The organism is Streptomyces lacrimifluminis (assembly GCF_014646095.1).
Lineage (GTDB): Bacteria > Actinomycetota > Actinomycetes > Streptomycetales > Streptomycetaceae > Streptomyces > Streptomyces lacrimifluminis.
The window spans coordinates 130810-153841 of sequence record NZ_BMMU01000019.1 but is presented as its reverse complement, the minus strand read 5'-3'; the positions used below and the strand labels follow the sequence as shown (position 1 = coordinate 153841).

The window sequence follows — 23032 nt, the reverse complement described above, 5'->3', positions numbered from 1 at the left end:
CTGACCAGCGGATTCCCAGTACATATACGGCAATGTCAGTGGCGTGGTGTGCAATGGATCTCGTGCCCGCACTGGAAGAACCACTGAAACAACCACTGAAGTCAGTGCTCGGCCCCGCCACCGCGAAGGTGATGGCCGAGCACCTCGGCCTGCACACCGTCGGCGACCTCCTGCACCACTATCCGCGCAGGTACGAGGAGCGCGGCCAGCTCACCCACCTGGCCGACCTCCCCATGGACGAGCACGTGACGGTGGTCGCCCAGGTGGCCGACGCACGCCTGCACACCTTCGCGTCCTCGAAGGCCCCCCGGGGCAAGGGCCAGCGCCTGGAAGTCACCATCACGGACGGCAGCGGCCGGCTCCAACTGGTCTTCTTCGGCCACGGAGTCCACAAACCCCACAAGGAACTCCTCCCCGGCACCCGCGCATTGTTCGCGGGCAAGGCCTCGGTCTTCAACCGCCGCCTCCAACTGGCCCATCCGGCGTACGAGTTGCTGCGCGGCGACACCGACGAGGCGGCGGAGGCGGTCGACTCCTGGGCGGGCGCCCTGATCCCGATCTACCCGGCCACGGCGAAGCTGGAGTCCTGGAAGATCGCCAAGGCTGTCCAGACGGTCCTCCCGAGTGCCCAGGAGGCCGTCGACCCCCTTCCGGACTCCCTTCGGGAGGGCCGAGGCATGGCCACCCTCCCCGAAGCCCTCCTGAAGATCCACCGTCCCCACACCAAGGCGGACATCGAGTCCGCCCGCGACCGCCTCAAGTGGGACGAGGCGTTCGTCCTCCAGGTCGCCCTGGCCCGACGCCGCCACGCGGACGCCCAACTCCCGGCGGTGCCCCGCAGACCGTCCCCGGACGGCCTGCTCACCGCCTTCGACGCGAAACTCCCGTTCACCCTCACGGACGGCCAGCAGAAGGTCTCCAAGGAGATCTTCGACGACCTGGCGGCGGAACACCCGATGCACCGGCTGCTCCAAGGGGAGGTGGGTTCGGGAAAGACGATGGTGGCCCTGCGCGCCATGCTCGCCGTCGTCGACGCGGGCGGCCAGGCCGCGATGCTCGCTCCCACCGAGGTGCTCGCCCAGCAGCACCACCGGTCGATCACCGAGATGATGGGGGAGCTGGCGGAGGGCGGCATGCTCGGCGGCGCCGACGGGGCCACCAAGGTGGTGCTCCTGACCGGCTCCATGGGCACCGCCGCCCGCCGTCAGGCGCTGCTGGACCTTGTCACCGGTGAGGCGGGGCTCGTGATCGGCACGCACGCGCTGATCGAGGACAAGGTCCAGTTCCACGACCTCGGCCTGGTCGTCGTCGACGAACAGCACCGCTTCGGCGTCGAACAGCGCGACGCCCTGCGCGGCAAGGGCAAACAGCCCCCGCACCTCCTCGTGATGACGGCCACGCCGATCCCGCGCACGGTCGCCATGACGGTCTTCGGCGACCTGGAGACGTCGGTCCTGGACCAGCTCCCGGCCGGCCGCTCGCCGATCGCCAGCCATGTCGTCCCGGCCGCCGACAAACCCCATTTCCTGGCACGCGCGTGGGAGCGCGTGCGCGAGGAGGTGGGCAACGGCCATCAGGCGTACGTGGTCTGCCCCCGTATCGGCGACGAGGAGGACGACCCGAAGAAGGCCGGGAAGAAGAAGTCTCCCGAGGACGAGGCCGAGAAACGCCCGCCGCTCGCCGTCGTGGAGGTGGCCGAGCAACTCACCCGGGGTCCTCTCCAGGGGCTGAAGGTCGAGATCCTGCACGGCCGGATGCACCCCGACGACAAGGACGCCGTGATGCGCCGCTTCACCGCCGGGGAGACGGACGTCCTGGTGGCCACCACGGTCATCGAGGTCGGCGTCAACGTGCCCAACGCGACCGCGATGGTGATCATGGACGCCGACCGCTTCGGCGTCTCCCAGCTCCACCAGCTCCGGGGCCGTGTCGGCCGTGGCTCGGCCGCCGGGCTCTGCCTCCTGGTCAGCGAGATGCCCGAGGCGAGCCCGGCCCGCCAGCGCCTTGACGCCGTCGCGGCCACCCTCGACGGCTTCGAACTCTCCCGCGTCGACCTCGAACAACGCCGCGAGGGCGACGTCCTGGGCCAGGCCCAGTCCGGCGCCCGCACCTCCCTGCGGATGCTCACCGTCATCGACGACGAGGAGATCATCGCGGAGGCCAGGGAGGAGGCGGCGGCCGTGGTCGCCGCAGACCCGGACCTGGAGCACCTCCCCGGCCTGCGTACGGCCCTGGACGCGCTACTGGACGAGGAGAGGGAGCAGTACTTGGACAAGGGGTGAGGCACTTTGACGCTGGCTCCTGGGAGGCCGGTGCCTTTGGGGGCAGCCCCGCGGGGGCGACCCCAGGGTCGCGGCGAACTGCGCGACCAGCCACACAGGCCCGCAGTCGCCCACAACACAAGGCACTCCCCACCCCCGCCTGCCAAACTGAACCCGCACTCGTCCCTCGAATCCCTCGACCAAGGACCCCAGATGACCCGCGTGATCGCCGGCACAGCCGGCGGACGACGCCTAGCCGTCCCGCCGGGCACCGGCACACGCCCCACCTCCGACCGCGCCCGCGAGGGCCTGTTCTCCACCTGGCAGGCCCTCCTCGGCGGCCCCCTGGACGGTGAGCGGGTCCTCGACCTGTACGCCGGATCGGGAGCCGTGGGCCTGGAGGCGCTCAGCCGCGGCGCCGGGCACACCCTGCTGGTGGAGGCCGACGCCCGCGCCGCCCGCGTCGTCCGCGAGAACGTGAAGGCGCTCGGGCTGCCCGGCGCCGAGGTCCGGGCCGGCAAGGCGGAACAGGTTGTTCAGACGGCATCCGCACAGCCGTACGACATCGTCTTCCTCGACCCGCCGTACGCCGTACCCGACGACGATCTTCGGGAGATTCTGCTCACACTCCGGGCGGGGGGCTGGCTCGCGGCCGAAGCCCTCGTCACCGTGGAGCGCAGCACCAGAGGCGGTGAATTCCCTTGGCCGGACGGCTTCGAAGCGCTCCGGTCCCGTCGCTACGGCGAGGGAACGTTTTGGTACGGTCGCGCCGCCTCTACGTGCGAAGACGCACGATGACCGGACCGGAGAGCGAGGGATCACTAGTGCGCCGCGCCGTCTGTCCCGGGTCGTTCGACCCGATCACCAACGGACACCTCGACATCATTTCCCGCGCCTCCCGTCTGTACGACGAGGTCTATGTCGCGGTCATGATCAACAAATCCAAGAAGGGCCTCTTCGAGGTCGACGAACGGATCGACCTGATCCGCCAGGTGACCGCCGAGTTCGGAAACGTCCGGGTCGAGTCCTTCCACGGCCTCCTCGTCGACTTCTGCAAGCAGCGCGACATTCCGGCCATCGTCAAGGGCCTGCGGGCCGTCAGCGACTTCGACTACGAACTCCAGATGGCCCAGATGAACAACGGGCTGTCCGGTGTCGAGACACTCTTCGTGCCGACCAACCCCACCTACAGCTTTCTCTCCTCCTCGCTCGTCAAGGAGGTCGCCGCCTGGGGCGGGGACGTCTCCCACCTCGTGCCGCCGCTGGTCCTGGAAGCACTCGACGGGCGCCTCAGGAAGGACTGAGGCGGCACTGACGGGACGGACCGGCGAAGGACGGGCAATCCGTCACTCGGTGTCGGGCGGGTCGGCAGGAGTCGTACAGTCGACCCGTCCGTCTTCATCACAGCTGTAGAGAGTGGCGAGCACACGGTGGACGTGCAGAAGAAGCTCGACGAGATCGTCTCCTCGGTCTCCAGTGCCCGGTCGATGCCCATGTCGGCCTCGTGCGTGGTCAACCGCGCCGACCTGCTCGCGATGCTGGAAGAGGTGCGCGCGGCCCTGCCCGGCTCCCTCGCGCAGGCACAGGAGCTGATCGGCGGCCGGGAACAGCTGGTCGAGCAGGCCCGCCAGGAGGCCGACCGGATCATCCGGACCGCGCACGAGGAGCGCGGCTCCCTGATCTCCGACACGGAGGTCGCCCGCCGCTCCCAGAACGAGGCCGACCGCATCCTCGCCGAGGCCCGCAAGGAGGCCGAGGACGTCCGCGCCGAGGCGGACGACTACGTCGACTCCAAGCTCGCCAACTTCGAGGTCGTCCTCACCAAGACCCTCGGCTCGGTCGGCCGCGGACGCGAGAAGCTGCTCGGCACCGGCCCCGGTCTCGACGACCAGGGGTACGAGGACGAGGACGCCCCCGAGCGCAGCCATGACCCCGAGACCCTGCGCCTCAACGCCGACAAATACGTCGACGTGAAGCTCGGCGCCTTCGAGGCCGTCCTCGCCAAGACCCTGGAGGCGGTCGGCCGCGGCCGGCAGACCCTGCACGGCCGCATCGCCAGCGACGACCTCGGCGCCCTCGGCCAGGACGACGACGGCACCCCCAGGCAGCACACCAGCGACGCCGACTACCTGGCCGACCTCGCCGACTCCCCGGACTCCCTCGGGGAACAGCCCCGGGCGCCGGAGATCCCGGCCCAGCAGCAGTACGGCCGGCAGGACCAGTACGGCTACCAGCAGCCCGCCGACCCCTATGGCGGCTACCAGCAGGCGTACGCCCAGCAGCAGGACCAGTACGGCTATCAGCAGTCCGCCGACCCGTACGCCTACCAGGGCTACGACGGCTCGCAGGCCGCCTACGACCCCGCTCAGGGCCAGCAGGGCTATGCCCAGCCGGAACAGCAGCAGCCGTCGCACGCCCTCGACGAGACCAGTCTCTTCGACACAGGCATGATCAGTGCCGAGCAGCTGCGCGCCTACGAACAGGGGCGCGGCGGGCAGTGAACGCCCGCACGGGGACCGGATTGGGCCGTGGGCGGAAGGTCCAGTATCCTGGCTCTTCGGTCGCGTGTACTTCTGCGATCACCGCTGCCCGGAGGACGAGCAGCTGAGCATCGAAGATCGAAAGCAGGAATGGCTCTGAACGCCCGCCTCGACCACCGCAACCCCCTCGTGTTCGACACACACGAGCTGGGCCGGCGGCCTGGCGCGCTGCAGCGCCTGACCCGTGAGATCGACGCTCCCAGTGATCTCGGGATCCAGGGAGTCATCGGAGTGCCGGAAGGCGCGCCGGTGGAGCTCGAACTCCGCCTGGAGTCGGTCATGGAAGGTGTGCTTGTCACAGGCACCGCCCGTGCACGGGCCAAGGGGGAGTGCGTAAGGTGTCTGGAGCCGCTTGAGCAGAAGCTCGTAGCGGACTTCCAGGAGATGTTCTCGTACCCTGACGCCGACGACCGGGGCCGTGTGAAAGCGGAGCCGGCCGACGACGCCGAGGACGACGAGGACATGCTCTTCATCGAGGACGGCTTGTTCGACCTCGAATCCGTGCTGCGTGATGCGGTGGTGCTCGCACTGCCGATGCAGCCGGTGTGCCAGGACGACTGTCCCGGTCTGTGCTCCGAGTGCGGAGTGCGGCTGGCGGACGCCCCGGGGCACCACCATGACGCCGTCGACATCCGTTGGGCGGCGCTGCAGGGACTCGCAGGTTCACTCGAACCCGGCGAGAAGGACGAGATCAGCGACGCCGAAGCGGAAGCGGGCGTCGACGAGAAGCAGGAGAAGTAGCCGTGGCTGTTCCGAAGCGGAAGATGTCGCGCAGCAACACGCGCCACCGCCGGTCGCAGTGGAAGGCTGCGGTCCCCACCCTGGTTGCGTGCGAGCGTTGCCAGGAGCCCAAGCTGCAGCACATCGCGTGCCCGTCTTGTGGCACTTACAACAAGCGCCAGGTCCTCGAGGTCTGAGCGGCCGGTGAGAGGCTTCATGTCTGACGCCCAGGCGGACTCGACCGCCAAGAAAAAGGCGGACACAGCCTCGTCCCACACGCTTCTGGAAGGGCGGCTCGGCTATCAGCTGGAGTCCGCCCTTCTGGTGCGTGCGCTGACCCACCGTTCGTACGCGTACGAGAACGGCGGTCTGCCCACCAACGAGCGGCTGGAGTTCCTCGGGGACTCCGTGCTCGGTCTGGTGGTCACGGACACGCTGTATCGCACCCACCCCGACCTCCCAGAAGGCCAGTTGGCCAAGCTGCGGGCCGCGGTGGTCAACTCTCGTGCGCTCGCGGAGGTGGGCCGTGGGCTCGAACTCGGCTCCTTCATCCGGCTCGGCCGGGGTGAAGAGGGCACGGGCGGGCGGGACAAGGCGTCCATCCTCGCCGACACCCTTGAAGCGGTGATCGGCGCTGTCTATCTCGACCAGGGTCTCGACGCGGCGGGCGAACTCGTCCACCGTCTCTTCGACCCGCTGATCGAGAAGTCCTCGAACCTCGGTGCCGGCCTGGACTGGAAGACCAGTCTCCAGGAGCTCACCGCGACCGAAGGGCTCGGCGTGCCCGAGTACCTGGTCACGGAGACCGGTCCGGACCACGAGAAGACCTTCACTGCTGCCGCCCGCGTCGGAGGCGTCTCGTACGGCACCGGCACCGGCCGCAGCAAGAAGGAGGCGGAGCAGCAGGCCGCGGAGTCGGCCTGGCGTTCCATCCGTGCTGATGCGGACGAACGTGCGAAGGCCGCTGCCGCGGAGGCGGTGGCTGAAGCCGCGGCTGAGGCCGCAGTCGAGGCTGCGGTGCCTGTTGAGGATGACGCCGCGGCGTCATCCTCAACGTCTGCCTGAGGTTGTGTGCACCAGTGTCTGTCCCTGGCGGGACGGGCACTGGTGTTTTTCGGTTGTTCTTCGGCCGCGGGTCCGTTGTGGCTTGTCGCGCAGTTCCCCGCGCCCCTAAAGACGGGGATGTCCTGTGCCCGAGTTGCCTGAAGTCGAAGTCGTGCGACGCGGGCTTGAACGCTGGGTGGCCGGGCGCACCGTTGCCGAGGCCGAGGTGCTGCATCCTCGGGCCGTGCGGCGGCATGTCGCCGGAGCCGATGACTTCGCGCATCGGCTCAAGGGGCATCGCATCGGTACGCCCAGTCGGCGTGGGAAGTATCTGTGGCTCCCGTTGGAGGACACCGGGCAGTCGGTGCTGGCGCATCTCGGGATGAGCGGTCAGCTTCTGGTGCAGCCGCACGAGGCCGCCGACGAGAAGCATCTGCGGATTCGCGTCCGGTTCGCCGACGACCTCTCCACGGAGCTGCGCTTCGTCGATCAACGCACCTTCGGTGGACTGTCGTTGCACGACAACACCCCCGACGGGCTGCCCGACGTCATCGCCCACATCGCACGTGACCCCCTCGACCCGCTGTTCGACGACGGGGCCTTCCATCAGGCGCTGCGCCGGAAGCGTACGACCATCAAACGGGCCCTGCTCGACCAGTCGTTGATCAGCGGGGTCGGCAACATCTACGCGGACGAGGCCCTTTGGCGCTCCCGCGTCCACTACGAACGTCCGACCGCGGGCTTCACCCGCCCGCGTACGGCCGAACTCCTGGGCCACGTACGGGATGTGATGAACGCCGCGCTGGCCGTGGGCGGCACGAGTTTCGACAGTCTGTACGTCAACGTCAACGGCGAATCGGGGTACTTCGACCGCTCGCTCGACGCGTACGGCCGCGAGGGGCTGCCCTGCAAGCGCTGTGCGACGCCGATGTTCCGTCGCCCCTGGATGAACCGGTCCAGCTACTTCTGCCCGAAGTGCCAGCGGGCGCCGCGCCTTTCGCCGTAGCCGGACGCGGGCGCTACCGGCGGGGGGCGCGTGTCTCGTCGTACTTCTCGCGTGCTGCCAGTACGGAGTCCATGCGGCCCTCCACGAAGTGGATGAGCGCCAGCAGGCGTGCGGCGACCTCGTGGCCCAGAGGGGTCAGCTCGTAGTCCACGCGGGGCGGGTTCGTCGGCTGGGCCTCGCGGTGGACCAGGCCGTCGCGCTCCAGTGCCTGGAGGGTCTGGGAGAGCATCTTCTCGCTCACGCCGTCGACGCGGCGGCGCAGCTCGTTGAAGCGGAGCGAGCCCTCCTGCAGGGCGCCGAGTGTGAGCGCGCCCCAGCGGCCCGTGACGTGCTCCAGCGTGCCGCGCGACGGACAGGCCTTGGCGAACACGTCGTAGGGGAGGGGTGGCTCCTCCATGGCGTTCATCATGACTCCAGCGTACGCGAGCGCAGCGCTAACCTGAATATTGCGCTAACCAAAAGTTAGTGCGATGTTCGGCCGGCTCGGGCGATCGTGCTGGTCAGTAACCGAAGTCCTGCGTCCACCAGGGGCCGCCCGAGCCGAAGTGGACACCCACTCCCAGCGTCTTGAAGTCGCAGTTCAGGATGTTCGCCTTGTGGCCGGGGCTGTTCATCCAGGCCTCCATCACCGCCGCCGCGTCGGCCTGTCCCCGGGCGATGTTCTCGCCGCCGAGGCTGGTGATGCCGGCCTTCTCCGCCCGGTCCCAGGGCGAGAGTCCGCCGGGGTCGGTGTGGTCGAAGAAGTCCCGGGCTGCCATGTCCTCGCTGAACGCCGCCGCCAGATCGCGCAGCGCGCTGTTCGCGGACACCGCGCTGCAGCCCACCTTCGCCCGCTCCTCGTTGACGAGCTGGAGCACCTCCGCCTCGGCGGCGGCCTGCGCGGACACGGTGATGGGGGCGGAGGACCGCTGACTCGACTTCTCCTTCGACTTCGTCGGAGTGGGCGCCGGAGTCGTCTTCGGTGCCTCGCTGGGTGTGACCGCCGACTTCTTCGGCGGGGCCTTGGTCGCCGGGGCGGCCGAAGCGGTCGACTGCGAGGGGGACGGGGAGGGGGGTGACGTGTCGCGGTCCGCGTCGCGGCTGGTCGACGTACCACTGTCGCGGTCCTCGTCGGCGTTGCCGGACGTACCGCCCTGCTGGGTCTCGGCGTTCGTCGGGGAGTCCGCGGCCTGTACCTTGTCGCCGCTGCTGCTGCCACCGATCGTGTACTTGTCACCGCCGGGCAGCACGCCCGTGGCGACCGCGACGGTACCCAGGGCGACCGCGGCGGAGACGCCCAGCAGGCCCGTGCGGACCGGCATGGACGACCGCTTCTTGCGGCGCCGGCGGCTGCCACCGTTGCGGCCTCCGTCGAAGGAGCCGTCGCCGTTCACCGCGGTGTGGGCACCCATGTCGTCCGGCGCGAAGAGGTAGGCGTCGCTCGTCGCGTAGGCGTCGGAGTGCGCCTCGGGGTTCAGGTACGGGGCGATACCCACCGTGGTGGGCGCGTCCTCCCACAGCGTGCTGTACGCGGTGTGAGGGGTGTGCGGGACGGGGGAGTCGTACGGCCCTTGGCCTGACCCATAACCACCCGTGTCCGAATCGTGCGTTTCCGTGACCCCCGTGGCGCGACCTGTGGTGGCGCTTCCGGCGGCGGAGCGTCGGTGGCGTCCCATGTTGTGGCCTTCCTCGTCCTTGCGGTCAGGGCTACTCACTCGAACGAGTGAGTTTCATATGAGATTCGTTGGGTGGGGACGGTACCCCATGGCGCAAGGGGAGGAAGTGCGCAGAGAGACATTGGCCCGTTAGCGTGCGTCCATGAACGAGGATGTACGACTGGTCGCCTGGGTGCGCGGACGTGTCCAGGGCGTGGGATTCCGCTGGTTCACGCGGGCCAGGGCCCTGGAGATCGGCGGGCTGAGTGGTTTTGCTCTCAATTTGGACGACGGACGTGTGCAAGTGGTCGCGGAAGGCGCGCGTCAGGACTGCGAAGGACTGCTCGACTGGCTGCGCGGTGACGACACGCCCGGCCGCGTCGACGGCGTCACCGAGATCTGGGACACACCTCGCCGGATCTACGACGGCTTCGCGATCCGCTGAGGCGGTTCTGTAAGGAGGCCCAGGCGGCGGCCCGTGGACATGCCACGCGCACCTGTCCTCAGCAGAAACTGGCTGGTGGTTGCCAAGAAGCGCAGGTCGTGGCAGGCTCCGCGGCAAAAGCTTGGTGCCACGCCCTCGGGCCCCGCAGGAGTCGCCGCGCCGCCCGCCAGGGGTTGCGTGCCCCGCGCCGCCCGCCAATACGGGGCGTGATCGTGTTGACCGTCAAACTTTTTGGTGAGACGCTGAAAGCCCCGCGCACCTTAGCTGTTTGGCATGTATGAACGGCAGTAAAACTCAAGCAAGAGCTCCACTGTGCCAAGCATCGCGGGTGCGATTCCCTCACGACCCACACCGCTTCGGTCGGTCACTCAGTGTGGAGGACCATCCATCATGGCAAAGGCGCTTCTCGGTTACGTCGGCGGCTCTGACCCGCGACTCCTCGCCGAGATGCGACGGCTCCAGCAGCGCGTACAGGACCTGGAATCCGAACTCGGACGCATCCAGGCTGAGAACGACGAGCTGACGGCTGCCGCTTCTCACGATTCGCTTCTCGAGAGCATCGACGCACGCCAGGCGGAGCCCGCGCTCACCTGATCCCTGCATCGGTAACGCATTGCATCAGCACTGCGCTTCGCACCAGGCACCCAGTGGTCGAGCTGCCCGTATCGACCGCTGAGCTGTCAGAGTTTGGCCAGAGTATTGCAAGGGACGCTTCGGCGTCCCTTCTTTATTTCCCCGTGCTGCCCGTCTGCTCCCCCATGATCCGGAGTGGTTGTTTCCCCAGGGCGTCCACTCTCTTTAACGTCTGATGTGCCCTGCACGTTCATCGGTGAAACCGCCGGGGGGTATCCAGGGGTTCATCGTGTGACATACCGGCGGAAGGTAGAGTCCAGCGGCGTGCACCTCAAGGCCCTGACCCTCCGAGGGTTCAAGTCGTTCGCCTCGGCGACCACGCTCCGGTTCGAACCCGGCATCACGTGTGTCGTGGGGCCCAACGGCTCGGGCAAGTCCAACGTCGTGGACGCCCTCAGCTGGGTCATGGGCGAGCAGGGCGCCAAGTCGCTGCGCGGCGGCAAGATGGAGGACGTCATTTTCGCCGGCACCACCGGGCGCCCGCCGCTCGGCCGCGCCGAGGTGTCCCTCACCATCGACAACTCCGACGGCGCGCTGCCCATCGAGTACGCCGAGGTCACCATCACGCGGATCATGTTCCGCAACGGCGGCAGCGAGTACCAGCTCAACGGCGACACCTGCCGGCTGCTGGACATCCAGGAGCTGCTGTCCGACTCCGGCATCGGCCGCGAGATGCACGTCATCGTCGGCCAGGGCCAGCTGGACTCCGTACTGCACGCCGATCCGATGGGCCGCCGCGCCTTCATCGAGGAGGCGGCGGGCGTACTGAAGCACCGCAAGCGCAAGGAGAAGGCGCTGCGCAAGCTGGACGCGATGCAGGCGAACCTCGCCCGTGTCCAGGACCTCACCGACGAACTACGGCGCCAGCTGAAGCCGCTGGGGCGGCAGGCGGCGGTCGCACGCCGGGCCGCGGTCATCCAGGCGGACCTGCGCGACGCCCGGCTGCGGCTCCTCGCCGACGATCTCGTACGGCTGCGGGGGGCCCTCCGGACGGAGGTCGCGGACGAGGCCGCGCTCAAGGAACGCAAGGACGCGGCGGAGGCCGAGCTGAGGAAGGCACTCCAGCGCGAGGCACTGCTGGAGGACGAGGTACGGCAGCTCACGCCCCGCCTCCAGCGCGCGCAGCAGACCTGGTACGAGCTCTCCCAGCTGGCTGAACGGGTGCGCGGCACCGTCTCGCTTGCCGACGCACGCGTGAAGAGCGCCACCTCCGCCCCCGACGAGGAGCGGCGCGGACGGGAGCCCGAGGACATGGAGCGTGAGGCCGCGCGCATCCGTGAGCAGGAGGCCGAGCTGGAAGCGGCCCTGGAAGCGGCCGAACACGCGCTGGAGGACACGGTCGAGCACCGGGCCGGGCTGGAGCGCGAACTCGCGGTCGAGGAACGGCGCCTGAAGGACGTGGCCCGCGCGATCGCCGACCGCCGCGAAGGCCTGGCCAGGCTGAACGGCCAGGTCAACGCCGCCCGTTCGCGTGCGGCGAGCGCCCAGGCCGAGATCGACCGGCTCGCCGCCGCCCGCGACGAGGCGCAGGAACGGGCGGTCGCGGCCCAGGAGGAGTACGAGATCCTGCAGGCCGAGGTCGACGGCCTCGACGCGGGCGACGCGGACCTCGCGGAGCGGCACGACACGGCGAGGGCCGCCCTCGCCGACGCGGAAGCGGCCCTCACGGCTGCCCGCGAGGCGGCCACGGCGGCGGAACGCCGGCGCGCCGCCACCCGGGCCCGTCACGAGGCCCTGGCGCTCGGCCTGCGCCGCAAGGACGGCACGGGCGTGCTGCTGGCCGCCCAGGACCGCCTCACCGGACTGCTCGGCCCGGCGGCGGAACTGCTGACGGTCACCCCGGGCCACGAGGTCGCCGTGGCCGCCGCCTTCGGCGCGGCGGCCGACGCGATCGCGGTGACGACCCCGGCCTCGGCGGCAGCCGCGATCCGCCTGCTGCGCAAGCAGGACGCAGGACGCGCTTCACTGCTGCTGGCGGGCGCGCCGGAGGAGACGGAATCTCCGGGAGGGCCGGGGGGCGCCCCCGTCGCCGGCCTCGTCCGTGGCCCAGCCGAACTCATGCCCGCCGTACGCCGGTTGCTGCGCGGGATCGTGCTCGTCGGGACGCTCGAAGACGCTGAGGAACTGGTGTACGCGCGGCCGGAGTTGACCGCGGTGACTGCCGAAGGGGATCTGCTGGGCGCCCACTTCGCGCACGGCGGGTCCGCCGGGGCGCCGAGCCTGCTGGAGGTGCAGGCCTCCGTCGACGAGGCAGCCACCGAGCTGGGGGAACTGGCCGTGCGGTGCGAGGAGTTGGCCGGGGCACAGCGGCTCGCCGGGGAGCGGCGCAAGGAGTGTGCAGCGTTCGTCGAGGAGCTGGGGGAGCGGCGGCGGACCGCCGACCGGGAGAAGTCGGCGGTCGCCCAGCAGCTCGGGCGGCTCGCCGGGCAGGCCAGGGGCGCCGCCGGAGAGGCCGAGAGGTCCACCGCCGCCGCGGCGAGGGCGCAGGAAGCGCTCGACAGGGCCGTACAGGATGCCGAGGAACTCGCCGAACGGCTGGCTGTCGCCGAGGAGATGCCCGTCGAGGAGGAGCCCGACACGGGAGTACGGGATCGCCTCGCCGCCGACGGCGCCAACGCGCGGCAGACCGAGATGGAGGCCCGGCTTCAGGTCCGTACGCACGAGGAACGGGTCAAGGGGCTGGCCGGACGGGCCGACTCGCTCGACCGGGCCGCGCGTGCCGAACGGGAGGCGCGCGCGCGTGCCGAGCAGCGGCGGGCGCGGCTCAGACACGAGGCGGCCGTCGCCGAAGCCGTCGCCTCCGGGGCGCGGCAACTGCTCACGCATGTCGAGGTATCCCTCTCCCGGGCCGACGAGGAGCGCACCGCGGCCGACGCCGCCAAGGCCCGGCGTGAGCAGGAACTGACCGCCGCTCGCGTCGCCGGCCGTGATCTCAAGGCCGAACTCGACAAGTTGACGGATTCGATGCACCGCGGTGAGGTACTCGGCGCCGAGAAGCGGCTGCGGATCGAGCAGCTGGAGACCAAGGCGCTGGAGGAACTCGGTGTGGAACCGGAGGGGTTGGTGGCCGAGTACGGCCCGCACCAGCTGGTGCCGCCCTCGCCCCCCGCCGAGGGCGAGGAGCTGCCCGAGGACCCGGAGGACCCGCGCAACCAGCCGAAGCGGTTCCACCGGGCCGAACAGGAGAAGCGGCTCAGGGCGACCGAGCGGGCCTACCAGCAGCTCGGCAAGGTCAATCCGCTGGCGCTGGAGGAGTTCGCGGCGCTGGAGGAGCGCCACAAGTTCCTCAGCGAGCAGCTCGAAGACCTGAAGAAGACGCGCATCGATCTGCTTCAGGTGGTGAGGGAGGTCGACGAGCGGGTCGAGCAGGTCTTCACGGAGGCGTACCGGGACACGGCGGCGCAGTTCGAGGGTGTCTTCAGCCGGCTGTTCCCCGGTGGGGAGGGACGGCTGATCCTGACCGATCCCGACAACATGCTCACCACCGGTGTGGACGTGGAGGCCCGGCCCCCGGGCAAGAAGGTCAAGCGGCTGTCGCTGCTTTCCGGTGGCGAGCGCTCACTCACCGCCGTGGCGTTGCTGGTGTCGATCTTCAAGGCCAGACCGAGTCCCTTCTACGTGATGGACGAGGTCGAGGCGGCCCTCGACGACACCAACCTTCAGCGGCTCATCCGCATCATGCAGGAACTCCAGGAAGCCTCGCAGCTCATCGTGATCACGCACCAGAAGCGGACGATGGAGGTCGCCGACGCGCTGTACGGCGTCTCCATGCAGGGGGACGGCGTGTCGAAGGTGATTTCACAGCGGCTCCGCTAGCCCTTCCCTTCTCCTTCAAGACTTGAATGCAAGTCGGTTCAAACTGCCTTCCATCTCACATCTTTCCCGTGATTGAAGTGGAAACTTGAAGGCATAGTCTCGATAATGCCCTTTTTACCTTCAGGTACCACCTACCTGGGAGGGTCCCCCACCCGGCGGCGTTGCCGGTGGCCCGAGGAGTTGAACGTGACCAGCGCTGAGCAGACACTCAAGTCACGAGCCGGAACGGCTCGTCCCGAGCATCTCGGACATGTCATCTTCATCGCGGCGGCGGCCGCGATGGGTGGCTTTCTGTTCGGTTACGACAGTGCCGTGATCAACGGCGCCGTCGAGGCCATCCGGAGCCGCTACGACGTCGGCTCAGCGGCCCTGGCGCAGGTCATCGCCATCGCGCTGATCGGCTGCGCCATAGGCGCGGCCACCGCGGGGCGCATGGCCGACCGCATCGGCCGTATCCGCTGTATGCAGATCTCCGCGGTGCTCTTCACGATCAGCGCCGTCGGCTCCGCGCTGCCCTTCGCGCTGTACGACCTCGCCTTCTGGCGGATCGTCGGCGGCTTCGCCATCGGCATGGCCTCCGTCATCGGCCCCGCCTACATCGCCGAGGTCGCCCCGGCCGCGTACCGGGGGCGGCTCGGCTCCTTCCAGCAGGCCGCGATCGTCATCGGCATCGCCATCTCGCAGCTGGTCAACTGGGGCATCCTGAACGCGGCGGGCGGTGACCAGCGTGGCGAGCTGCTGGGTGTCGAGGCCTGGCAGGTCATGCTCGGGGTGATGGTCGTACCGGCGGTGCTGTACGGGCTGCTGTCCTTCGCGATCCCCGAGTCGCCGCGCTTCCTGATCTCCGTCGGCCGGGGCGAGCGCGCCCGTGAGGTGCTGCGCGAGGTCGAGGGCGACAGCGTCGACCTGGACGCCCGGGTCGCCGAGATCGAGCACGCCATGAAGAGCGAGCACAAGTCGGTCTTCAAGGACCTGCTCGGCGGCACCTTCTTCTTCAAGCCGATCGTCTGGATCGGTATCGGGCTCTCGGTCTTCCAGCAGTTCGTCGGCATCAACGTCGCGTTCTACTACTCCGCGACGCTCTGGCAGTCGGTCGGCGTCGACCCGACGGAGTCGTTCCTCTACTCCTTCACGACGTCGATCATCAACATCGTCGGCACCGTGATCGCCATGATCTTCGTCGACCGCATCGGCCGCCGGCCGCTCGCGCTCATCGGTTCCGTCGGCATGGTCATCGGGCTCGCCCTGGAGGCCTGGGCCTTCTCCTACGACCTCGTCGACGGCAAGCTGCCCGCCACACAGGGCTGGGTCGCCCTGGTCGCCGCCCATGTGTTCGTGCTCTTCTTCGCCCTCTCCTGGGGTGTCGTCGTCTGGGTCTTCCTCGGCGAGATGTTCCCGAACAGGCTCCGGGCCGCCGCACTGGGCGTGGCCGCCGCCGCCCAGTGGATCGCCAACTGGGCCATCACCGCGAGCTTCCCGTCGCTGGCCGACTGGAACCTCTCCGCGACCTACGTGATCTACACGATCTTCGCCGCGCTCTCGATCCCGTTCGTCCTCAGGTTCGTCAAGGAGACGAACGGCAAGACGCTGGAGGAGATGGGCTAGGGCCGGAACCTCCCCACGACCCGGGGAGAAGGGCCAAGTCCCCGCTGCCCTTCTCCCCGTATCCACGGCCGCTCCCGGCTCGGCCACTGCCCGAGCCGGGAGCGGCTTCCAGCAGGTGCGTCAGCCCGCCAGTTCCGGCACCACCCGCTCGCCGAACAGCCGCAGACTCCTCCACCCCTCCTCCACCGGCATCCCGCCCGACAGCGGATGCAGCACGTAGTTGTCCAGCCCCTGCGCCACGCACTCCTCGGGCGTCAGCATCCGGTAGACACCCTCGGCGCGCAGCTCCTCGACCGTCGTGGCCGCCGACTTCACGGCGGACCGTATGTCGCCGGACTGCCAGGAGGCGTACGTCCGGGCCTCGTGCAGGAAGTGGTGGCCGTGCTCGGCCCACGCCCGGTCCGGGTCCTTTGTGATGTGCAGCAGCGGGGTCTCGGCGGCCGGCATCATCGTCCAGCCCTCCGTGCCGTACTCGACGAGCCGTTCCTTGTAGTAGGCCTCCAGCTCGGGCAGGTGTGCGCTGGGGAAGAGAGGGAGCCCCAGACGGGCCGCCCGCCTGGCCGCCGCCTTCGACGAGCCGCCCACCAGGAGAAGCGGGTGCGGCTCGGTGCACGGGCGCGGAGTGACCCGGACCGTACGGCCCCGGTAGGTGAACTCCTCCCCGGTCCAGGCCTTCAGGAGCGTCTCCAGCAGCTCGTCCTGGAGCTTGCCGCGCCGCTTCCAGTCGGCGCCGAAGTGCGCGTACTCCTCGGGCCGGTATCCGATCCCGGCGACCGTGACCAGCCGCCCGCCGCTCAGCAGATCGAGTACGGCGATGTCCTCGGCGAGCCTCAAGGGGTCGTGCAACGGGCCGATCACCGCCGACACGGTCACCGCGATCCGGCGCGTCGCCCCGAACACGGCCCCCGCGAAGGCGAACGGCGAGGGCAGCCAGTTGTTGGCGACGCCGTGGTGCTCCTCGGTCTGGACGGTGGTGATTCCGTGGGCGTCGGCGTACGCGGCCATCTCGATCGCGGCCTGGTAGCGGGCGCGGAGATCGGCGGGGGTGGCGTCGGGGGCGACCAGGTTGAAACGTACGACGGTGACGGGCATGGGACCGATCCCCTTCGTCAGCGGTGTGAAGGGGGACGGTAACTGACGATCCGTCAGGTGGCCAGGGTGTGAGCGTGCGAGGTGCTCACCGCTGTCGGAGGGGAGGGTGGGCCACGGGCCCACCGGACGGGTCGTGACACACCCCGGGGACGCGGCTTCACGTAGCCGGCGCCGACGCGCGCCGGTCGGGCCGCGACTCCGCCCCGAGGGGCTTCCGGGCCGACCGCAGTCGAACAGCGGGCCGGCCGGCCCGGCCCGTGGGGCCCTGCTGTCCGCGTGGAAACGAACGCTCGCGCGGGAGGTCACGCCATACTGGCGGTGTTATGGAAACCATCATCCTTGCTGTAGTCATCGCCGTGGTCTTGCTCGGTGTGCTCGGCGGGCTCGTCGTCGGCAGCCGCAGGAAGAAGCCGCTGCCCCCGGCGCCCCCCACGACACCCGACCTCACCGCCCCTCCGGCCGAGCCGCACGTCGGCGACGAGGCCGAGACGCCGCGCGACGAACCGCGCCGCACGATAGAGGAGGTGGATCTCCCGGGGGGTGCGGACGCCTCGTCCGTCGCCGTCGAGGAACCTCCCGTCCCCGTGATCGAGGTGCCGGAGCCCACCGCCGGGCGGCTGGTCCGGCTGCGTGCCCGGCTCTCCCGGTCGCAGAACGCGCTCGGCAAGGGGCTGCTCACGCTCCTCGCGCGCGAGCATCTCGACGACGACACCTGGGAGGAGATCGAGGACACCCTCCTCACCGCCGACGTCGGAGTCCAGCCCACCCAGGAACTCGTCGAGCGGCTGCGCGAGCGCGTGAAGGTGCTCGGCACCCGTACGCCCGCCGACCTGCGCGCGCTGCTGCGCGAGGAACTCCTCCAGATCCTCGAACCCGGGTTCGACCGGACCGTGAAGACCGACTCGAACCTCGACACCCCGGGCATCGTGATGGTCGTCGGTGTCAACGGCACCGGCAAGACCACCACCACCGGCAAGCTCGCGCGCGTGCTCGTCGCCGACGGCAAGAACGTCGTTCTCGGTGCCGCCGACACCTTCCGGGCCGCCGCCGCCGACCAGCTCCAGACCTGGGGCGACCGCGTCGGGGCCCGTACCGTGCGGGGTCCCGAGGGTGGTGACCCCGCCTCGATCGCCTTCGACGCCGTCAAGGAGGGCATCGAGGCCGGTGCCGACGTCGTTCTGATCGACACCGCCGGGCGGCTGCACACCAAGACCGGGCTCATGGACGAGCTCGGCAAGGTCAAGCGCGTCGTCGAGAAGCACGCCCCGTTGGACGAGGTGCTGCTCGTGCTGGACGCCACGACCGGGCAGAACGGGCTCGTCCAGGCCCGCGTCTTCGCCGAGGTCGTCGAGATCACCGGCATCGTGCTCACCAAGCTCGACGGCACCGCCAAGGGCGGCATCGTCATCGCCGTACAGCGCGAGCTGGGTGTGCCGGTGAAGCTGATCGGGCTCGGCGAGGGGGCCGACGATCTGGCTCCGTTCGAGCCGGAGGCGTTCGTTGACGCTCTTATCGGAGAGTGATCACCACCTCCGGAAAGCCGTAGGCCCACGAAGAGACGCCCGTCCCCAAGGTGCAGTTGGGGACGGGCGCCCTGCTGTGCGGCGCCGCGCCGTGAAACTGGGCGCTACGCCCGCGACCGGTGCGCCACGTAGGCAAGCGTCCCCAGCAGCAGTCTGGCGGCCGGCGGGTTCGTCGCCGTGTCCAGGGCGGGTGGGCGGAGCCAGGTGACCGGGCCGAGGCCGCCCCGGTCGGAGGGGGGCGCCGTGAGATACGTACCGGTGCCCAGACCGTGCAGGTCGAGTGTCGCGTCGTCCCAGCCCATGCGGTAGAGGAGTTCGGGGAGTTCGGCGGCGGCGCCGGGGGCGACGAAGAACTGGGCGCGGCCCTCGGGGGTGACGGTGACCGGGCCGAGGGGGAGGCCCATGCGTTCCAGGCGGACCAGGGCGTGGCGGCCGGCCGGTTCGGCGACCTCGATCACGTCGAAGGAGCGGCCCACGGGGAGCATGACCGCGGCGCCGGGGAACTGGCCCCAGGTGTCGGTGACTTCGTCGAGCGTGGCGCCGGCCGCGACCCGGGGCGCGAAGCCCAGGGGGTGTGCGCCCGGCGCGGGACAGTCGGTCAGGCCGCAGGAGCAGGCGCCGCCCGCCGCGCGGGCACCGGCGACCACGTCCCAGCCCCAGAGGCCGGTGTACTCGGCCACGGCGGTGCACTCGGACGACCGGCCGCGGCGGCGCGTGCCGGGCCGGATCTCGCGGATACCCCGGCTGCTGCCGATCGTGAAGCCCATGCCCCCTCCAACGGGTCCGACGCACCGGTGGTTACGAGCTGCTATCAGAATGTAACCCTGCGTTTCCGACTGCCCGTCACCTCTGTCCGCACTCACCCGATCCGGTCGGCGCCCAGAAGTGTCTCGGGTGGTGCGCTCGACGGCGTGCGCCCTCGCGTGCACCGCTCCGCCCACTCCCGACCGTCCACTGTCAAGTGAATCCTGTGTAGGCGCCCGTGAGTTCATTCGAAGGGGTGGCGAATGGTGGCGTTTCCCGGATCGCCATGGCCGGGACCGTGATCGCAGGATTACTTTGAGTGCACGAGGCCTGGGGGCACATGCTCTTGTGGGTATGCCGGAGGCAAGTCGGCTTCCCGTTCGAAGGGTGAGAACTGTCGGACACGGAGCCTATTTACCGGCATTCTGATAGGGCTTGGCGCACTCGGCGACAAGTGGTCTCAGGGATGGGGGCGTTCCAGTGGGCGGCAACGGCGGAAGCGCGACGACTTCGGCTGGCGCTGACAAGCGCCCGAATGAGCTGCTCGGCTCGTGGTTCGTGCGCAGCGGCTGGTCCAAGGGCGAGCTGGCACGCCAAGTGAACCGCCGGGCACGTCAGTTGGGTGCCAACCACATCTCGACGGACACCTCGCGGGTCCGGCGCTGGCTCGACGGGGAGAACCCGCGCGAGCCGATCCCGCGCATCCTGTCCGAGCTGTTCTCCGAGCGGTTCGGCTGTGTCGTCTCCGTCGAGGACCTGGGGCTGCGAGCAGCCCGCCAGTCGCCGTCCGCGTCCGGCGTCGACCTGCCCTGGACCGCCCCGCAGACGGTGGCCCTGCTCAGCGAGTTCTCCCGCAGCGACCTGATGCTGGCCCGGCGCGGCTTCCTCGGGACCGCGCTCTCCCTCTCCGCCGGCCCCAGCCTCATCGAGCCCATGCAGCGCTGGCTCGTCCCGGTGCCTCCGGCCCCGCCCGAGGAGCCCGAGCACCCGTCCGCCGCGCGCCGGGCCGGCCGCCTCTCCAAGCCCGAACTGGAGCTGCTGGAGTCCACCACCGCGATGTTCCGGCAGTGGGACGCGCAGTGCGGCGGCGGCCTGCGCCGAAAGGCGGTGGTCGGACAGCTGCACGAGGTGACGGACCTCCTCCAGGAGCCCCAGCCGGAATCCACCACCCGCAAGCTGTTCAAGGTCGCCGCAGAGCTGGCCGAACTCGCCGGGTGGATGTCGTACGACGTGGGGCTCCAGCCGACCGCCCAGAAGTACTTCGTCCTGGCCCTGCACGCGGCCAAGGAGGCCGGTGACAAGCCCCTGGGCTCGTACGTCCTGTCGTCCATGAGCCGTCAGATGATCCACCTGGGGCGCCCGGACGACGCCCTCGAACTGATCCATCTCGCGCAGTACGGCAGCCGCGACTGCGCGAGCCCCCGCACCCAGGCCATGCTGTATGCGATGGAGGCGCGCGCATACGCCAATATGGGGCAACCCGGAAAGTGCAAGCGGGCCGTGCGGATGGCCGAGGACACGTTCGCGGACGTACACGATTGGGACGAGCCGGATCCCGACTGGATCCGCTTCTTCTCCCGGGCCGAGCTGTACGGCGAGAACTCCCACTCGTTCCGTGACCTCGCCTATGTCGCCGGCCGCAGCCCCACCTACGCCTCGCTGGCCGAGCCGCTGATGCGGAACGCGGTCGACCTGTTCGCGAAGGACACCGATCACCAGCGGTCGTACGCACTGAATCTGATCGGCATGGCCACGGTCCACCTCCTTCAGCGGGAGCCCGAGCGGGCCACGGTGCTGGCCATGGAAGCCATGGAAATCGCCAAGAAGGTGCGCTCGGAGCGCGTCACCACTCGTATCCGAAAAACCGTCGACACGGCTGTACGCGACTTCGGGGATCTCGCCGAGGTCGTGGACCTGACCGCCCAGCTCGCGATCGATCTGCCCGAGACCGCCGAAGCGGTCTGAACCCCCGGAACCCCGGCCGCGGCAGGCCTTCCCGACAGCCCGACTCGGCTCCCCCGCCAGGTCATCGGAAGGCCGGCCGCGGTCGGCCCACCGTCACGGGCGAAGGTTGCGCCACGATAACGATCGGCGCGTCCAACATCCGGCAGTTCATCGATCCGTAACACACGAGGCACCTTCGTCACTGCGGCGAAACATCGAGGGGCGTCGACCGAAACGGCGCTGCGTCAATGTCTGGCGCATAACCGGCCCACCCCTCAATCCGCTCAGGCTTCGCCCGCACGGGGCCGTACCAATGACGAGGAGACGCCGATGGCATCAGCCGCCATCACGCTAGCCGCAGAGGCTCCCAAGCTCTCTGCCGCGAACACCGGGTTCATGCTGATCTGTTCGGCACTGGTGTTGCTCATGACCCCCGGTCTCGCCTTCTTCTACGGAGGCATGGTCCGGGTCAAGAGCACCCTGAACATGTTGATGATGAGCTTTATCAGCATCGGCATCGTCACCATCCTGTGGGTGGTGTACGGCTTCTCGCTCGCCTTCGGCACCGACAAGGGCGGCCTCATCGGCTGGACCTCGGGTTGGGTCGGTCTCAGCGACATCGGCACCGCCGATCTCTGGGACGGCTACACCATCCCGATCCTGGCCTTCCTGGTCTTCCAGCTGATGTTCGCGATCATCACGCCCGCCCTGATCAGCGGTGCCCTCGCGGACCGCGTCAAGTTCTCGGCATGGGCGCTGTTCGTCGCCCTGTGGGCCACGATCGTGTACTTCCCGGTCGCCCACTGGGTCTGGGGCGCGGGCGGCTGGGCCTTCGAGCTCGGCGTCATCGACTTCGCCGGTGGTACGGCGGTCCACATCAACGCGGGTGCCGCGGCGCTCGGCGTGATCCTGGTCATCGGCAAGCGCGTCGGCTTCAAGAAGGACCCGATGCGCCCGCACAGCCTCCCGCTGGTCATGCTCGGCGCCGGTCTCCTGTGGTTCGGCTGGTTCGGCTTCAACGCCGGTTCGTGGCTGGGCAACGACGACGGCGTCGGCTCGCTGATGTTCGTCAACACGCAGGTCGCCACCGCCGCCGCCATGCTCGCCTGGCTCATCTACGAGAAGATCCGCCACGGCGCGTTCACCACGCTGGGCGCCGCCTCCGGCGCGGTCGCGGGTCTGGTCGCCATCACCCCCTCGGGCGGTGCGGTCACCCCGGTCGGCGCGATCGCGGTCGGCGCCATCGCCGGTCTGCTGTGCGCCATGGCTGTCGGCCTCAAGTACAAGCTCGGTTACGACGACTCGCTCGACGTCGTCGGTGTGCACCTCGTCGGCGGTGTCGTCGGCTCCCTGCTCATCGGCTTCTTCGCCAGCGGCAAGGGCCAGTCCGAGGTCCAGGGCCTCTTCTACGGCGGCGGCCTCGACCAGTTCTGGAAGCAGTGCGCGGGCGTCTTCGCCGTCCTCGGCTACTCCCTGGTCGTCTCCGCGATCCTCGCCTTCCTCCTCGACAAGACGATCGGCATGCGCGTCCCCGAGGACGTCGAGATCGCCGGCATCGACCAGGCCGAGCACGCCGAGACCGCATACGACTTCAGCGGCGCCGGCGGCGGCGCGGCCCGTACGTCCGTCCCGGCCGCTGTCGGCGGCGCGAGCAAGAAGGTGGACGCATGAAGCTCATCACCGCCGTTGTGAAGCCCCACCGGCTCGACGAGATCAAGGAGGCCCTCCAGGCCTTCGGGGTCCACGGCCTGACGGTCACCGAGGCGAGCGGCTACGGTCGTCAGCGGGGCCACACCGAGGTCTACCGAGGCGCCGAGTACACGGTCGACCTGGTTCCCAAGATCCGTATCGAGGTCCTCGCCGAGGACGACGACGCCGAGGGACTGATCGACGTCATCGTCAAGGCGGCCCGGACCGGCAAGATCGGTGACGGCAAGGTCTGGTCCCTTCCGGTCGAGACGGCCGTCCGGGTCCGGACCGGCGAGCGCGGCCCGGACGCGCTCTGAGGCAGCAGAGAAGAACAGG

The 23032-nt window shown here is 69.5% G+C and carries 20 protein-coding genes; 16 read left to right on the top strand and 4 right to left on the bottom strand.

Going from position 1 to position 23032, the window contains the following annotated elements:
* Window positions 1-53 precede the first annotated feature (53 nt).
* From recG to mutM, 8 genes are all read left to right on the top strand, one after another.
* Window positions 54-2282, top strand: coding sequence for an ATP-dependent DNA helicase RecG (gene recG / locus IEY89_RS26100; protein WP_189149934.1), 2229 nt, complete (start codon window positions 54-56; stop codon window positions 2280-2282).
* Window positions 2283-2474: 192 nt separating this feature from the next.
* A complete protein-coding gene (rsmD, locus tag IEY89_RS26095) occupies window positions 2475-3059 on the top strand; it encodes a 16S rRNA (guanine(966)-N(2))-methyltransferase RsmD (protein WP_189149933.1) in 585 nt (194 codons plus the stop codon).
* A gap of 26 nt (window positions 3060-3085) precedes the next feature.
* Window positions 3086-3565, top strand: coding sequence for a pantetheine-phosphate adenylyltransferase (gene coaD / locus IEY89_RS26090; RefSeq protein WP_189149966.1), 480 nt, complete (start codon window positions 3086-3088; stop codon window positions 3563-3565).
* Window positions 3566-3691: 126 nt separating this feature from the next.
* Window positions 3692-4762 carry a F0F1 ATP synthase subunit B gene (locus IEY89_RS26085; RefSeq protein ID WP_189149932.1) on the top strand — a complete coding sequence of 357 codons (1071 nt, stop codon included), beginning with the start codon at window positions 3692-3694 and terminating at the stop codon, window positions 4760-4762.
* Between the two features lie 129 nt (window positions 4763-4891).
* A complete protein-coding gene (locus IEY89_RS26080) occupies window positions 4892-5542 on the top strand; it encodes a YceD family protein (RefSeq protein ID WP_189149931.1) in 651 nt (216 codons plus the stop codon).
* 2 nt (window positions 5543-5544) lie between these two features.
* The gene (rpmF, locus tag IEY89_RS26075) at window positions 5545-5718 is read left to right on the top strand and encodes a 50S ribosomal protein L32 (RefSeq protein WP_030753522.1); all 174 of its coding nucleotides are present in this window, start codon (window positions 5545-5547) and stop codon (window positions 5716-5718) included.
* 19 nt (window positions 5719-5737) lie between these two features.
* Window positions 5738-6586 carry a ribonuclease III gene (rnc, locus tag IEY89_RS26070; protein WP_189149930.1) on the top strand — a complete coding sequence of 283 codons (849 nt, stop codon included), beginning with the start codon at window positions 5738-5740 and terminating at the stop codon, window positions 6584-6586.
* A 124-nt stretch (window positions 6587-6710) separates the two neighbouring features.
* Window positions 6711-7571 (top strand): bifunctional DNA-formamidopyrimidine glycosylase/DNA-(apurinic or apyrimidinic site) lyase, encoded by an 861-nt coding sequence (gene mutM, locus IEY89_RS26065; protein WP_189149929.1) that lies wholly within the window; start codon window positions 6711-6713, stop codon window positions 7569-7571.
* Window positions 7572-7584: 13 nt separating this feature from the next.
* Here the strand turns inward: mutM and IEY89_RS26060 are convergent, their stop codons facing one another.
* Window positions 7585-7980, bottom strand: coding sequence for a winged helix-turn-helix transcriptional regulator (locus IEY89_RS26060; RefSeq protein ID WP_189149928.1), 396 nt, complete (start codon window positions 7978-7980; stop codon window positions 7585-7587).
* 91 nt (window positions 7981-8071) lie between these two features.
* Window positions 8072-9226, bottom strand: coding sequence for a CAP domain-containing protein (locus IEY89_RS26055; RefSeq protein WP_189149927.1), 1155 nt, complete (start codon window positions 9224-9226; stop codon window positions 8072-8074).
* Between the two features lie 142 nt (window positions 9227-9368).
* Here IEY89_RS26055 and IEY89_RS26050 point away from each other — a divergent pair, with 142 nt between their 5' ends.
* The 4 genes from IEY89_RS26050 (at window position 9369) to IEY89_RS26035 (ending at window position 15704) form a co-directional block, all read left to right on the top strand.
* Entirely contained in the window at window positions 9369-9650 is a 282-nt protein-coding gene (locus tag IEY89_RS26050; RefSeq protein WP_055531124.1) for an acylphosphatase, read from the top strand.
* Between the two features lie 390 nt (window positions 9651-10040).
* Window positions 10041-10244, top strand: a complete 204-nt coding sequence (locus IEY89_RS26045) for a hypothetical protein (RefSeq protein WP_006375438.1) — start codon at window positions 10041-10043, stop codon at window positions 10242-10244.
* Window positions 10245-10547: 303 nt separating this feature from the next.
* Window positions 10548-14099, top strand: a complete 3552-nt coding sequence (gene smc / locus IEY89_RS26040; protein WP_189149926.1) for a chromosome segregation protein SMC — start codon at window positions 10548-10550, stop codon at window positions 14097-14099.
* 186 nt (window positions 14100-14285) lie between these two features.
* Window positions 14286-15704 (top strand): sugar porter family MFS transporter, encoded by a 1419-nt coding sequence (locus IEY89_RS26035; protein WP_189149925.1) that lies wholly within the window; start codon window positions 14286-14288, stop codon window positions 15702-15704.
* Between the two features lie 120 nt (window positions 15705-15824).
* Here the strand turns inward: IEY89_RS26035 and IEY89_RS26030 are convergent, their stop codons facing one another.
* Window positions 15825-16796, bottom strand: a complete 972-nt coding sequence (locus IEY89_RS26030; RefSeq protein WP_189149924.1) for an LLM class flavin-dependent oxidoreductase — start codon at window positions 16794-16796, stop codon at window positions 15825-15827.
* 323 nt (window positions 16797-17119) lie between these two features.
* On the opposite strand from IEY89_RS26030, the gene ftsY reads away from it, so the two are divergent.
* Window positions 17120-18319 carry a signal recognition particle-docking protein FtsY gene (gene ftsY, locus IEY89_RS26025; protein WP_189149923.1) on the top strand — a complete coding sequence of 400 codons (1200 nt, stop codon included), beginning with the start codon at window positions 17120-17122 and terminating at the stop codon, window positions 18317-18319.
* A 104-nt stretch (window positions 18320-18423) separates the two neighbouring features.
* Here the strand turns inward: ftsY and IEY89_RS26020 are convergent, their stop codons facing one another.
* Window positions 18424-19086 carry a bifunctional DNA primase/polymerase gene (locus IEY89_RS26020; protein WP_189149922.1) on the bottom strand — a complete coding sequence of 221 codons (663 nt, stop codon included), beginning with the start codon at window positions 19084-19086 and terminating at the stop codon, window positions 18424-18426.
* 457 nt (window positions 19087-19543) lie between these two features.
* Between IEY89_RS26020 and nsdA the strand changes: the two genes are divergently transcribed.
* From nsdA to IEY89_RS26005, 3 genes are all read left to right on the top strand, one after another.
* A complete protein-coding gene (nsdA, locus tag IEY89_RS26015; RefSeq protein WP_189149921.1) occupies window positions 19544-21028 on the top strand; it encodes a transcriptional repressor NsdA in 1485 nt (494 codons plus the stop codon).
* 309 nt (window positions 21029-21337) lie between these two features.
* A complete protein-coding gene (locus IEY89_RS26010) occupies window positions 21338-22678 on the top strand; it encodes an ammonium transporter (protein ID WP_189149920.1) in 1341 nt (446 codons plus the stop codon).
* Complete coding sequence (locus tag IEY89_RS26005) at window positions 22675-23013, top strand: P-II family nitrogen regulator (RefSeq protein ID WP_006379495.1); 339 nt, start codon at window positions 22675-22677, stop codon at window positions 23011-23013. The genes IEY89_RS26010 and IEY89_RS26005 overlap by 4 nt, the downstream gene beginning before the upstream one ends.
* Window positions 23014-23032 lie beyond the last annotated feature (19 nt).